The organism is Escherichia sp. E2586, from assembly GCF_005781105.1.
Lineage (GTDB): Bacteria > Pseudomonadota > Gammaproteobacteria > Enterobacterales > Enterobacteriaceae > Escherichia.
Map to the genome: position 1 here is coordinate 576,062 of NZ_VATN01000006.1, position 13,077 is coordinate 589,138.

At 51.1% G+C, this 13,077-nt stretch carries 12 protein-coding genes; 8 read left to right on the forward strand and 4 right to left on the reverse strand.

The genetic code is table 11. The annotated features are described in order from the left end of the window. Nucleotides 1-59: 59 nt before the first annotated feature. On the forward strand, nt 60-1,394 hold the full coding sequence (gene srmB, locus FEK50_RS07835; protein WP_000219193.1) for an ATP-dependent RNA helicase SrmB: 1,335 nt from the start codon (nt 60-62) through the stop codon (nt 1,392-1,394). 31 nt (nt 1,395-1,425) lie between these two features. Here srmB and FEK50_RS07840 read toward each other — a convergent pair whose 3' ends face one another. Then, nucleotides 1,426-2,307: a LysR family transcriptional regulator gene (locus FEK50_RS07840; protein WP_131162551.1), complete on the reverse strand. Its 882-nt coding sequence runs from the start codon at nt 2,305-2,307 to the stop codon at nt 1,426-1,428. Nucleotides 2,308-2,409: 102 nt separating this feature from the next. Between FEK50_RS07840 and eamB the strand changes: the two genes are divergently transcribed. Then, the gene (gene eamB / locus FEK50_RS07845) at nt 2,410-2,997 is read left to right on the forward strand and encodes a cysteine/O-acetylserine transporter (RefSeq protein ID WP_130214681.1); all 588 of its coding nucleotides are present in this window, start codon (nt 2,410-2,412) and stop codon (nt 2,995-2,997) included. Between the two features lie 55 nt (nt 2,998-3,052). Here the strand turns inward: eamB and grcA are convergent, their stop codons facing one another. Next, the gene (grcA, locus tag FEK50_RS07850) at nt 3,053-3,436 is read right to left on the reverse strand and encodes an autonomous glycyl radical cofactor GrcA (protein WP_000627804.1); all 384 of its coding nucleotides are present in this window, start codon (nt 3,434-3,436) and stop codon (nt 3,053-3,055) included. Nucleotides 3,437-3,741: 305 nt separating this feature from the next. Between grcA and ung the strand changes: the two genes are divergently transcribed. After that, nucleotides 3,742-4,431, forward strand: coding sequence for a uracil-DNA glycosylase (gene ung, locus FEK50_RS07855; protein ID WP_131162550.1), 690 nt, complete (start codon nt 3,742-3,744; stop codon nt 4,429-4,431). 47 nt (nt 4,432-4,478) lie between these two features. Here ung and FEK50_RS07860 read toward each other — a convergent pair whose 3' ends face one another. Beyond that, complete coding sequence (locus FEK50_RS07860) at nt 4,479-5,516, reverse strand: tRNA/rRNA methyltransferase (RefSeq protein WP_130207570.1); 1,038 nt, start codon at nt 5,514-5,516, stop codon at nt 4,479-4,481. Nucleotides 5,517-5,722: 206 nt separating this feature from the next. Here FEK50_RS07860 and trxC point away from each other — a divergent pair, with 206 nt between their 5' ends. The 5 genes from trxC (at nt 5,723) to FEK50_RS07885 (ending at nt 11,437) form a co-directional block, all read left to right on the forward strand. Next, complete coding sequence (gene trxC, locus FEK50_RS07865) at nt 5,723-6,142, forward strand: thioredoxin TrxC (protein WP_001098726.1); 420 nt, start codon at nt 5,723-5,725, stop codon at nt 6,140-6,142. Between the two features lie 68 nt (nt 6,143-6,210). Then, entirely contained in the window at nt 6,211-6,909 is a 699-nt protein-coding gene (tapT, locus tag FEK50_RS07870; RefSeq protein WP_130207572.1) for a tRNA-uridine aminocarboxypropyltransferase, read from the forward strand. A 31-nt stretch (nt 6,910-6,940) separates the two neighbouring features. Next, the gene (pat, locus tag FEK50_RS07875) at nt 6,941-9,601 is read left to right on the forward strand and encodes a protein lysine acetyltransferase (protein ID WP_131162549.1); all 2,661 of its coding nucleotides are present in this window, start codon (nt 6,941-6,943) and stop codon (nt 9,599-9,601) included. Between the two features lie 113 nt (nt 9,602-9,714). Further along, entirely contained in the window at nt 9,715-11,070 is a 1,356-nt protein-coding gene (pssA, locus tag FEK50_RS07880; protein WP_131162548.1) for a CDP-diacylglycerol--serine O-phosphatidyltransferase, read from the forward strand. A 43-nt stretch (nt 11,071-11,113) separates the two neighbouring features. Further along, complete coding sequence (locus FEK50_RS07885; protein ID WP_131162547.1) at nt 11,114-11,437, forward strand: YfiM family lipoprotein; 324 nt, start codon at nt 11,114-11,116, stop codon at nt 11,435-11,437. Here the strand turns inward: FEK50_RS07885 and kgtP are convergent. Continuing rightward, nucleotides 11,434-12,732, reverse strand: coding sequence for an alpha-ketoglutarate permease (gene kgtP / locus FEK50_RS07890; RefSeq protein ID WP_130207578.1), 1,299 nt, complete (start codon nt 12,730-12,732; stop codon nt 11,434-11,436). The two genes, FEK50_RS07885 and kgtP, sit on opposite strands and share 4 nt — an antisense overlap. Nucleotides 12,733-13,077 lie beyond the last annotated feature (345 nt).

Here is a 13,077-nt window from a genome sequence, read left to right on the forward strand (position 1 = left end):
AAACAGATGAAGATTGCAGCCGTAACGTCTATAATCAGCGCCCCACACAGAGGTAGAACATGACTGTAACGACTTTTTCCGAACTTGAACTCGACGAAAGCCTGCTAGAAGCCCTCCAGGATAAAGGTTTCACTCGCCCGACCGCCATTCAGGCTGCCGCCATTCCGCCTGCGCTCGATGGCCGTGATGTACTCGGTTCTGCGCCGACAGGCACCGGTAAAACGGCGGCGTATCTGCTGCCAGCGTTGCAGCACCTGCTCGATTTCCCACGTAAGAAATCCGGTCCGCCGCGTATTTTGATCCTCACCCCAACTCGCGAACTGGCGATGCAGGTGGCCGATCATGCCCGCGAACTGGCGAAACATACGCATCTGGATATCGCCACTATCACCGGCGGCGTGGCCTATATGAACCACGCAGAAGTTTTCAGCGAAAACCAGGACATCGTGGTCGCCACGACCGGACGTCTGCTGCAATACATAAAAGAAGAGAACTTCGATTGCCGCGCGGTTGAAACGCTGATCCTCGACGAAGCTGACCGTATGCTGGATATGGGCTTCGCTCAGGATATTGAACATATTGCTGGCGAAACGCGCTGGCGTAAACAGACCCTGCTCTTTTCAGCAACGCTGGAAGGCGATGCGATTCAGGACTTTGCAGAGCGTCTGCTGGAAGATCCGGTGGAAGTTTCTGCGAATCCGTCCACCCGTGAGCGCAAAAAGATCCATCAGTGGTATTACCGCGCCGATGATCTTGAGCATAAAACCGCGTTGCTGGTGCATCTGTTAAAACAGCCTGAAGCGACTCGCTCAATCGTATTTGTGCGTAAGCGTGAGCGTGTGCATGAGCTGGCAAACTGGCTGCGCGAAGCGGGCATCAACAACTGCTATCTCGAAGGTGAGATGGTACAAGGCAAGCGTAATGAAGCGATTAAACGCCTGACCGAAGGTCGCGTTAACGTGCTGGTTGCAACCGACGTTGCCGCACGCGGCATTGACATTCCGGATGTCAGCCACGTCTTTAACTTCGATATGCCGCGCAGTGGCGATACTTATTTGCACCGTATCGGTCGTACCGCTCGCGCCGGTCGTAAAGGCACCGCAATTTCGCTGGTGGAAGCTCATGACCATCTGCTGCTAGGCAAAGTTGGTCGCTATATTGAAGAGCCAATTAAAGCTCGCGTAATTGATGAGTTACGCCCGAAAACGCGTGCACCAAGCGAGAAACAGACTGGCAAGCCATCGAAGAAAGTACTGGCAAAACGCGCCGAGAAGAAAAAGGCTAAAGAGAAAGAGAAGCCGCGGGTGAAAAAACGCCATCGCGATACCAAAAATATTGGTAAGCGCCGTAAACCAAGCGGAACGGGCGTGCCACCGCAAACAACAGAAGAGTAATCATAATGCCGGGTTTAAGCCCGGCATTTTTTTATCCAGCCACAAAACACTCTTCAACACACTGAATAAAAGTGTACATCGCCGGGCTAACCGCTTTTCCGGCATGGTGTGCGCACATTGCTGTAATGGTCTGCGACGGCTCGCCAAAGGGCAATTCAATTAATTCACCGCTCGCAAGTTCTTTTGCCACCGCAAAGCGTGGCAGGTAGCTGACACCGATATTGGCCGCGACACAACGCTTGATGCTTTCGATACTTATAAGCTCTATGGTGTTTTCCACCGTGATCCGCCGCTGGCGAAGCGTGCTCTCAAATATCTGGCGGAAGATACATTGTGGTTCGTTGATAATAAAACTACAGGCGTTATGTCTTCCCGACTCAGTAAAATCGACATCTGCAATTTGCGGTGAAGCCACCAGCACCAGCGATTGTTCACCCAACTCACGTCGGTTCAGTGCATCATCATTCCCTACGCGATAAAAGATGCCGACGTCTGCCTCATCATTCAGTAGTGCATCACGAATCACGTAACAGTTCAGTGACTGCAATGATAAACGCACTTTTGGTGCGCATTGCCGAAAACGCTGCAACACCTCCGGCATACGGTAAGAGAGCAACGTTTCGCCCGAAACAACGCGCAGTTCTCCGTCCGGCTCCGACTCTTTTTTGGCAGCTACGCGAAGCGTATCCATTACTCTGGTGAGTTCATAGATGTGCGGCAGCAGCTTTTTGCCTTCGCGAGTGAGGCACATCCGTCGGCCAATTTTCTCAAATAACTGTACCGAGAACTCCTGCTCAAGCTGCTGAATATGAAAAGTCACCGTCGATTGTGTGCAGCACAATTTTTGCGAAGCTCGCAAAAAGGAACCCTCTTCCACCACGGTTTTTAGGGTAATAAAACGGCGCAGATCCATAATCCCAAACCTATCAAAGATATCGAACTTAGAATGTGAAAACATTCATTTTTTTAAATGTTTTGTGTCGGGTACTGTCTACCAAAACAGAGGAGATAACAAGTGACACCGACCCTTTTAAGTGCTTTTTGGACCTACACCCTGATTACTGCCCTCACGCCAGGACCAAACAATATTCTCGCCCTTAGTTCTGCCACGTCGCATGGGTTTCGTCAGAGTACCCGCGTACTGGCGGGGATGAGTCTGGGATTTTTAATCGTCATGCTACTGTGCGCGGGAATTTCGTTTTCACTGGCTGTTATTGACCCGGCGGCAGTGCATCTGTTGAGTTGGGCGGGGGCGGCATATATTGTCTGGCTGGCGTGGAAAATCGCTACCAGCCCAACAAAGGAAGACGGGCTTCAGGCAAAACCGATCAGCTTTTGGGCAAGCTTTGCGCTACAGTTTGTGAACGTCAAAATCATTTTGTACGGCATTACGGCACTATCGACGTTTGTCCTGCCGCAAACGCAGGCGTTAAGCTGGGTAGTTGGCGTCAGCGTTTTGCTGGCAATGATTGGGACGTTTGGCAATGTGTGCTGGGCGCTGGCGGGGCATCTGTTTCAGCGATTGTTTCGCCAGTATGGTCGCCAGTTAAATATCGTGCTGGCACTGTTGCTGGTTTATTGCGCGGTACGTATTTTCTATTAATGAAAAAAAACGGAAGAGGTCGCCCTCTTCCGCTTAGTAACTTGCTACTTAAGCCTTACAGGCTTTCAGTAAAGGTACGAGCGATAACGTCGCGCTGCTGTTCCGGAGTCAGAGAGTTAAAGCGAACTGCATAACCGGATACACGGATGGTCAGCTGCGGATATTTTTCCGGATGCTTAACTGCATCTTCCAGAGTTTCACGACGCAGAACGTTTACGTTCAGGTGCTGACCACCTTCTACGCGAACTTCTGGTTTAACTTCTACTGGAACTTCACGGTACTCAATGTCACCCAGTTTGCTTACTGCAACCACTTCGTCTTCTGCAAAACCTGCTTTCGCAACGATGCAACGCGCTTCGCCTTTTTCGCTGTCCAGCAGCCAGAAAGAGTTCAGCAGATCGTCGTTAGCGGCTTTAGTAATCTGGATACCTGTAATCATGTGATGCCTCCCCGGCAAAATTTATTTGATTTGATCAGCCTGTCGCGGCCAATTGGTAAAACCATTGTTGCTTGAGTGTATATATACTCCTCAAAGACCCCTGATTCTTTGATTTAAATCAATAAAAAACACACGCCAAGTGTGGAGACAAGTGGATTTTATTGTTTTACATCAACTTATGCGGGTGTGAAATTTTACCAATTTACATTTTTTTACAGTCGATTATGTCTATAAAATGAGCTTGATTTTGCTCTGTAGAAAGAAGCAGTTAAGCTAGGCGGATTGAAGATTCGCAGGAGAGCGAGATGGCTAACGAATTAACCTGGCATGACGTGCTGGCTGAAGAGAAGCAACAACCCTATTTTCTTAATACCCTTCAGACCGTCGCCAGCGAGCGGCAATCCGGCATCACTATCTATCCGCCACAAAAAGATGTCTTTAACGCCTTTCGTTATACCGAGTTAGGCGATGTCAAAGTCGTGATTCTCGGCCAGGATCCTTATCACGGCCCCGGACAGGCTCACGGCCTGGCGTTTTCTGTTCGCCCCGGTATCCCCACTCCGCCGTCATTACTGAATATGTATAAAGAGCTGGAAAATACAGTTCAAGGCTTTACCCGCCCGGCGCATGGCTATCTCGAAAGCTGGGCGCGTCAGGGCGTTCTGCTGCTCAATACCGTATTGACGGTACGCGCAGGTCAGGCGCATTCCCACGCCAGCCTCGGTTGGGAGACGTTTACTGATAAGGTCATCAGCCTGATTAATCAGCATCGCGAAGGCGTGGTGTTTTTGTTGTGGGGATCTCATGCGCAAAAGAAAGGGGCGATTATAGATAAGCAACGCCATCACGTACTGAAAGCACCGCATCCGTCACCGCTTTCTGCGCATCGTGGATTCTTTGGCTGTAACCATTTTGTGCTGGCAAATCAGTGGCTGGAACAACGTGGCGAGACGCCGATTGACTGGATGCCTGTATTACCGGCAGAGAGTGAGTAAATTTGCGGGAAAATGCCGGATGGCAGAGTTGCCACCCGGCTGATTTATCAGGCTTTATTCTGACGCCACCATTCGCCAAGCAGAACGCCAGTTGCGACAGAAATATTCAGTCCAGCAACGTTGCCAGTACCGTCAATCTTCACGCGCAGATCGTTCGGATCACGTGCGGCATCCGGTAACCCTTCATATTCCTGCCCCAGCACCAGCACCATTTTTTCTGGCAGACTGGTTTTGAACAGCGGTTTACCTTGCTCGCTGGAAGTGGTCACCACGGTGTAGCCCGCCTGACGGAAATCATCCAACACGTCAACAATGTTGTCGCCAGTAATCGGCTGAACATGTTCTGCGCCGCCTTCTGCGGTACGAATAGCCGCCCCCGATTCCAGCAGTGCCGCATCCTGCACCACAACGCCTTTCACGCCAAAGTGCGCACAGCTACGCATCATACCGCCCAGGTTATGCGGGTTAGATTCGTTTTCCAGCGCCAGTACACAATCCTGCGCACCAGCCTTGCTTACCCACTGCTGCACGGTTGTACCGTTACGCTTTTTGATCAGGAAGCACACGCCTCCGTGATGCTCCGTACCTGACGCCTTTGTCAGTTCAGCTTCATCCACCACATGGTACGCTTTGCGGTTTGCCGCCATCCAGCGCAATGCTTCTTTAAAACGTGGCGTTACGCTCTGGATAAACCAGGCGCGAACAATTGCTTCCGGACGGCTCTGGAACAGTGCCTGACATGCGTTTTCGCCGTAGACGCGGGTTTCTTCCGCACGCTGACGACGCAACACTTCCGGATCAATAAAACTTTTACCACTGATGCCACCGTGATCGGCCTTTTCCGGCGCATCATCACCAGGCGCGCGGGAAACTGTGCGCCACGGCGACTCTTCCCACTTGCGGTCACGGGGCTGACTCTGTTTGTCATCGCGGGCGGGGCGACGGCCACCGTCGGCACGAGATTTTCCTGGACGCCCGCCCCCTTTCCCGGTACGCGGGTTATGGGTACGTTTATCAGAATCATCATCACTGCGGACATACATCACTTTGACCTTGCCGCTTTTGCTTTTCATTTCATCGTTCATGCTTTTCTCCACCAGCGCTGCGCGAAGCGCGCAGATTACCCGAAGTGCGCGCGGTTCGCCATGATTTCGTTCCAAAGCCTACGTCTATCATACCCATTGAATAAAACAGATTGTTGTCTAGAACAATGTTCCCGATAATATGTAACATATTAGAAACATACCGGCGTCGTTGCCGATAAGTCTCCTTACTCATCCCGAGGTTAGTTATGAATACCGTTTGTACCCATTGTCAGGCCATCAATCGCATTCCCGACGATCGGATCGAAGATGCGGCAAAATGCGGACGCTGCGGTCACGACTTGTTTGACGGAGAGGTGATTAATGCGACCGGTGAAACGCTCGACAAATTGCTGAAAGATGATCTACCTGTGGTGATCGACTTCTGGGCGCCGTGGTGCGGCCCCTGCCGTAACTTCGCGCCAATTTTTGAAGATGTTGCGCAAGAGCGTAGCGGTAAAGTGCGCTTTGTGAAAGTGAATACCGAAGCTGAACGTGAATTAAGCAGCCGCTTTGGTATTCGCAGTATTCCGACGATCATGATTTTCAAAAATGGTCAGGTTGTCGACATGCTTAATGGCGCAGTACCGAAAGCGCCGTTCGACAGCTGGCTGAACGAATCTCTTTAATCTTACCGGGGCGCATCTTGTGCCCCGTTTTCTCCTCTGCGACAATGGCGTTTTTTCGACGCTCTCTTATGACCGAAAACGCTGTTCTCCAGTTACGCGCCAAACGTATTGCGCGCGCAACACGTCCTTTTCTTGCCCGCGGTAATCGCGTTCGTCGCTGCCAACGCTGTCTTTTGCCAGAGAAATTATGTCTCTGTTCGACAATTACCCCAGCGGAAGCAAAAAGTCGCTTCTGTTTGCTGATGTTCGACACCGAGCCAATGAAGCCAAGTAACACCGGGCGTCTGATTGCTGATATTTTACCTGATACCGTTGCGTTTCAATGGTCGCGTACCGAACCATCACAAGAACTGCTGGCTCTGGTGCAAAACCCGGATTATCAACCAATGGTGGTCTTTCCCGCCTCATATGCTGATGAGCACCGGGAAGTGATCTTCACCCCGCCTTCCGGTAAGCCACCGCTGTTTATCATGCTCGATGGTACCTGGCCGGAAGCGCGCAAGATGTTTCGTAAAAGTCCGTATCTGGATAATCTCCCCGTCATTTCCGTCGATCTTTCCCGGCTTTCTGCCTATCGCCTGCGTGAAGCCCAGGCTGAAGGCCAATATTGTACCGCTGAAGTGGCTATCGCACTTTTAGATATGGCGGGCGATACCAGGGCTGCGGCCAGCTTAGGCGAGCATTTCACTCGCTTTAAAACACGCTATCTGGCAGGAAAAACGCAACATCTGGGTAGTATCACAGCAGAACAGTTAGAAAGCGTTTAAAATCATTCGGTCACTTCTGCGGGAGACCGGTATGAGTCAGCGAGGACTGGAAGCACTACTGCGACCAAAATCGATTGCGGTAATTGGCGCATCGATGAAACCCAATCGCGCAGGTTACCTGATGATGCGTAACCTGCTGGCGGGAGGCTTTAACGGACCGGTGTTACCGGTGACGCCGGCCTGGAAAGCGGTACAAGGCGTACTGGCCTGGCCGGATATTGCCAGTCTGCCATTTACGCCCGACCTTGCTGTGCTGTGTACAAATGCCAGCCGCAATCTGGCGCTTCTGGAAGAACTCGGCGAAAAAGGCTGTAAAACCTGCATTATTCTTTCTGCCCCGACATCGCAACACGAAGATCTCCGCGCCTGCGCCCAGCGCCATAACATGCGCCTGCTTGGACCAAACAGTCTGGGATTACTGGCGCCGTGGCAAGGTCTGAATGCCAGCTTTTCGCCTGTGCCGATTAAACGCGGCAAGCTGGCGTTTATTTCGCAATCGGCTGCCGTCTCCAACACCATCCTCGACTGGGCGCAACAGCGTGAGATGGGCTTTTCCTACTTTATTGCGCTCGGCGACAGCCTGGATATCGACGTTGATGAATTGCTCGACTATCTGGCGCGCGACAGTAAAACCAGCGCCATCCTGCTCTATCTCGAACAGTTAAGCGACGCGCGACGCTTTGTTTCGGCGGCCCGTAGTGCCTCGCGTAATAAACCGATTCTGGTAATTAAAAGCGGACGTAGCCCGGCAGCACAGCGACTGCTCAACACGACGGCAGGAATGGACCCGGCATGGGATGCAGCTATTCAGCGTGCCGGTTTATTACGAGTGCAGGACACTCACGAACTGTTTTCGGCAGTGGAAACCCTGAGCCATATGCGCCCATTGCGTGGCGACCGACTGATGATTATCAGCAACGGTGCAGCGCCAGCTGCGCTGGCGCTGGATGCCTTATGGTCACGCAATGGCAAGCTGGCAACGCTAAACGAAGAAACCTGCCAGAAACTACGTGATGCGCTGCCAGAACATGTAGTAATCTCTAACCCGCTCGATCTGCGCGATGACGCCAGCAGTGAGCACTATATTAAAACGCTGGATATTCTGCTCCACAGCCAGGATTTTGATGCGCTGATGGTTATTCATTCGCCCAGTGCTGCCGCTCCCGCCACAGAAAGCGCACTGGCATTAATTGAAGCGGTAAAGCATCACCCTCGCAGCAAGTATGTCTCTCTGCTGACGAACTGGTGCGGCGAACACTCCTCGCAGGAGGCGCGACGTTTATTCAGCGAAGCCGGGCTGCCGACCTACCGCACCCCGGAAGGAACCATCACCGCTTTTATGCATATGGTGGAGTACCGACGTAACCAGAAGCAACTACGCGAAACGCCGGCACTGCCCAGCAATCTGACCTCTAATACCGCAGAAGCGCATCTTCTGTTGCAACAGGCGATTGCCGAAGGAGCAACGTCGCTCGATACCCATGAAGTTCAGCCCATCCTGCAAGCGTATGGCATGAACACGCTTCCCACCTGGATTGCCAGCGACAGCACCGAAGCGGTGCATATTGCTGAACAGATTGGTTATCCGGTGGCACTGAAATTGCGTTCGCCGGATATTCCACATAAATCGGAAGTTCAGGGCGTCATGCTCTACCTGCGTACAGCCAATGAAGTCCAGCAAGCCGCGAACGCTATTTTCGATCGCGTAAAAATGGCCTGGCCGCAGGCGCGGATCCACGGTCTGCTGGTGCAAAGTATGGCTAACCGTGCTGGCGCCCAGGAGTTGCGGGTAGTGGTCGAGCAGGATCCGGTTTTCGGACCGTTGATCATGCTTGGTGAAGGCGGTGTGGAGTGGCGTCCAGAAGATCAAGCCGTCGTCGCATTACCGCCGCTGAACATGAACCTGGCCCGTTATCTGGTCATTCAGGGAATAAAAAGTAAAAAGATTCGTGCGCGCAGTGCACTGCGTCCATTGGATGTTGCAGGCTTGAGCCAGCTTCTGGTGCAGGTTTCCAACTTGATTGTCGATTGCCCGGAAATTCAGCGTCTGGATATTCATCCTTTGCTGGCTTCTGGCAGTGAATTTACCGCGCTGGATGTCACGCTGGATATCGCGCCGTTTGAAGGCGATAGCGAGAGTCGGCTGGCAGTGCGCCCGTACCCGCATCAGCTGGAAGAGTGGGTGGAATTGAAAAACGGTGAACGTTGCTTGTTCCGCCCGATTTTGCCAGAAGATGAGCCACAGCTTCAGCAATTTATTTCGCTAGTCACCAAAGAAGATCTTTATTACCGCTATTTTAGCGAGATCAACGAATTCACCCATGAAGATTTAGCTAACATGACGCAGATCGACTACGATCGGGAAATGGCGTTTGTGGCGGTGCAACGTATTGATCAAACGGAAGAGATCCTCGGTGTCACGCGTGCGATTTCCGATCCTGATAACATCGATGCCGAATTTGCTGTACTGGTTCGCTCGGATCTCAAAGGGTTAGGCTTAGGTCGACGCTTAATGGAAAAGTTGATTACCTATACGCGAGATCACGGACTGCAACGTCTGAATGGTATTACGATGCCAAACAATCGTGGCATGGTGGCGCTGGCCCGCAAGCTCGGGTTTAACGTCGATATCCAGCTCGAAGAGGGGATCGTTGGGCTTACGCTAAATCTTGCCCAGCGCGAGGAATCATGAGTAAGGTACTGGAAATGTTGACCACTTAATCGGGACTGGTGTTATTATTGCCCGCTTATGTCGTCTGCATTGCACAGAGGACCCTTCAATGAACAGAGAAGAAATGCACTGTGATGTTGTCAAAATTTAAGCGTAATAAACATCAACAACATCTTGCCCAACTACCCAAGATTTCTCAATCAGTTGATGATGTCGATTTCTTTTACGCTCCCGCCGACTTCCGGGAGACGCTGCTGGAAAAAATAGCCAGCGCGAAGCAGCGCATTTGCATTGTCGCCCTGTATCTCGAACAGGATGATGGTGGCAAAGGCATTCTGAGCGCGCTATATGAGGCTAAACGGCAGCGTCCGGAACTGGATGTGCGGGTGCTGGTCGACTGGCATCGTGCGCAACGTGGACGCATTGGCGCTGCGGCATCTAACACTAACGCTGACTGGTACTGCCGCATGGCGCAGGAAAATCCGAGCGTAGATGTTCCGGTTTATGGCGTACCCATCAATACCCGTGAAGCCCTGGGCGTTCTGCATTTTAAAGGCTTTATCATCGACGATAGCGTACTTTACAGCGGTGCCAGCCTGAACGATGTTTATCTGCATCAGCACGATAAATACCGCTACGACCGTTACCATCTGATTCGTAACCGCAAGATGTCAGACATTATGTTTGAATGGGTTACGCAGAATATTATGAATGGTCGCGGTGTTAACCGTCTGGATGATGAACATCGCCCAAAAAGCCCGGAAATCAAGAACGACATTCGCCTGTTCCGCCAGGAGCTGCGCGATGCCGCTTATCATTTCCAGGGAGATGCCGACAACGATCAGCTTTCCGTAACGCCGCTAGTGGGGCTGGGGAAATCGAGTCTGTTGAACAAGACCATTTTCCATCTGATGCCCTGTGCAGAACAGAAACTGACTATCTGCACGCCATACTTCAACCTGCCGGCAATCCTGGTGCGCAATATCATCCAGCTGCTGCGTGAAGGGAAAAAGGTCGAAATTATCGTTGGTGATAAAACCGCAAATGACTTCTATATTCCGGAAGATGAGCCATTCAAGATAATTGGCGCGTTGCCTTATCTTTATGAGATTAATTTGCGTCGCTTCCTGAGTCGTTTGCAGTATTACGTCAATACTGACCAGTTAGTGGTCCGTTTGTGGAAAGATGACGATAATACTTATCACCTGAAAGGAATGTGGGTTGATGATAAGTGGATGCTGATAACCGGTAATAACCTGAACCCGCGTGCCTGGCGTCTGGATCTGGAAAACGCCATTTTGATCCACGATCCGCAACTGGAGCTTGCGCCACAGCGAGAGAAAGAACTGGAGCTGATCCGCGAGCATACCACCATCGTTAAGCACTATCGCGATCTGCAAAGTATTGCCGATTATCCGATAAAGGTTCGCAAACTTATCCGCCGTTTGCGCCGCATCCGCATCGACCGATTAATTAGCCGTATCCTGTAATCTGAACCCCGTCCTGTACGGGGTTTGTTATTTGGAGGCCGCGTTGCGTATTCTTTTTATCTGTTTGCTATTGTTACTTTCTGGATGCAGCCATATGGCTAACGATAGCTGGAGCGGGCAGGATAAAGCTCAACACTTTATCGCCTCGGCGATGCTTTCCGCCGCAGGAAATGAATACGCGCAACATCAGGGGATGAGTCGCGACCGCAGCGCGATGTTCGGGCTGGTGTTCTCTGTAGGGCTGGGAGTGTCAAAAGAGCTTTGGGATAGCCGCCCTGAGGGGAGCGGCTGGAGCTGGAAGGATTTTGCCTGGGATATAGCCGGTGCAACTACCGGCTATACCGTCTGGCAAATAGCGCATCACTAAAGACGCATCCCCTTCCCTTTGCGGTGCAGCATCAAAGAAACCAGAAACGCTACCACGGCCATCAATGTCACATACCAGAAAAATGCCGTTTCCATTCCTATCGATTTCAGCGACAACGCTACGTACTCCGCCGAACCACCAAATATAGCATTGGCGACCGCATATGACAGACCAACACCTAATGCGCGAACCTGTGCCGGGAACATCTCAGCCTTAAGTATTCCACTGATTGATGTATAAAAACTCACTATCAGCAGGGCGCACATCACCAGACCAAAAGCGGCATAAGGAGAGGAGACGTTCTGCAATGCTGATAGTATGGGGACGGTAAAAATAGCGGCCAAAGAGCCAAAGCATAACATCGAGGTTCGGCGTCCAATCTTATCTGACAGCGCGCCAATGAACGGTTGAATGAGCATAAATACAAACAATGCCGCAGTCATAATGCCGCTTGCTACGTTAGCGTGCATTCCCGCAGTATTCACCAGATATTTCTGCATATAGGTGGTAAAGGTATAGAAACAAAGAGAACCCGCAGCAGTGAAGCCGAGAACCATGATGAATGCACGGCGATTGCGCCATAATCCTTTCATTGACCCCGCTTCTTTTAACGCTCGCGTCTCTTGTTGTGAAGTTTCATCTAACTGACGACGTAACCACAATGCCACAACGGCTAACACCGCTCCTAACGCAAAAGGAATGCGCCATCCCCACTCTCTAAGAGCAGAATCTTCCATAGTATGTTGTAGAACAACCACCACCAGTAAGGCCAGCAACTGACCGCCAATTAGCGTGACGTACTGGAACGAAGCATAGAACCCTTTGCGCCCTTCGACAGCAACTTCACTCATATAGGTGGCGCTGGTGCCATATTCTCCACCAACGGATAATCCCTGGAATAAACGCGCGAGAAGCAATAATGCCGGAGCCCAGGTACCGATAGTTTCATAACCAGGGAGGCAGGCAATAACCAGAGATCCGAAACACATCATACACACCGATAACAGCATTGATTTTTTACGACCATGTTTATCGGCTATGCGTCCAAATAGCCAGCCACCGATTGGACGCATCAGAAAGCCCGCAGCAAAAACACCGGCTGTTTGCAGTAATTGAGTGGTAGTGTTACCAGAAGGGAAGAAAATGTGGGCAAAGTAGAGGGAACAGAATGAGTAGACATAAAAATCGAACCACTCGACCAGATTACCTGAAGAGGCCCCTACTATTGCCCAGATGCGGCGACGAGTATCACTACTTGTCAGTTTGTCGTCTGCCGTTACAGTGCTTTCTGCCATGCCAATATTTCTCCTGCCATAATCCGATGCTTTTGTCGGCCAATGTTGTTTATTATTTAGTAAGACAGATGTTATACATTTGTTACCGATGTTTGTGCAACCATAACTGCGAATTTAGTTAGCAGGGGAATGATTATTCTGGATGACCAGGAAGGATTTCAGGTGAGGTTGTCGTATGGAAATGGGCGAGCATCTGGCGTATACAAGGGAATGGTAGGGTTTTTATTTCTTAGTCAGAACCACATCAGGTGGTTTTTACTGCCTACGCTATTCAGGACGGACGACAGACAAAACAAAAGGCCCAGTCTTCCGACTGAGCCTTTTGTTTTATTTGATGCCTGGCAG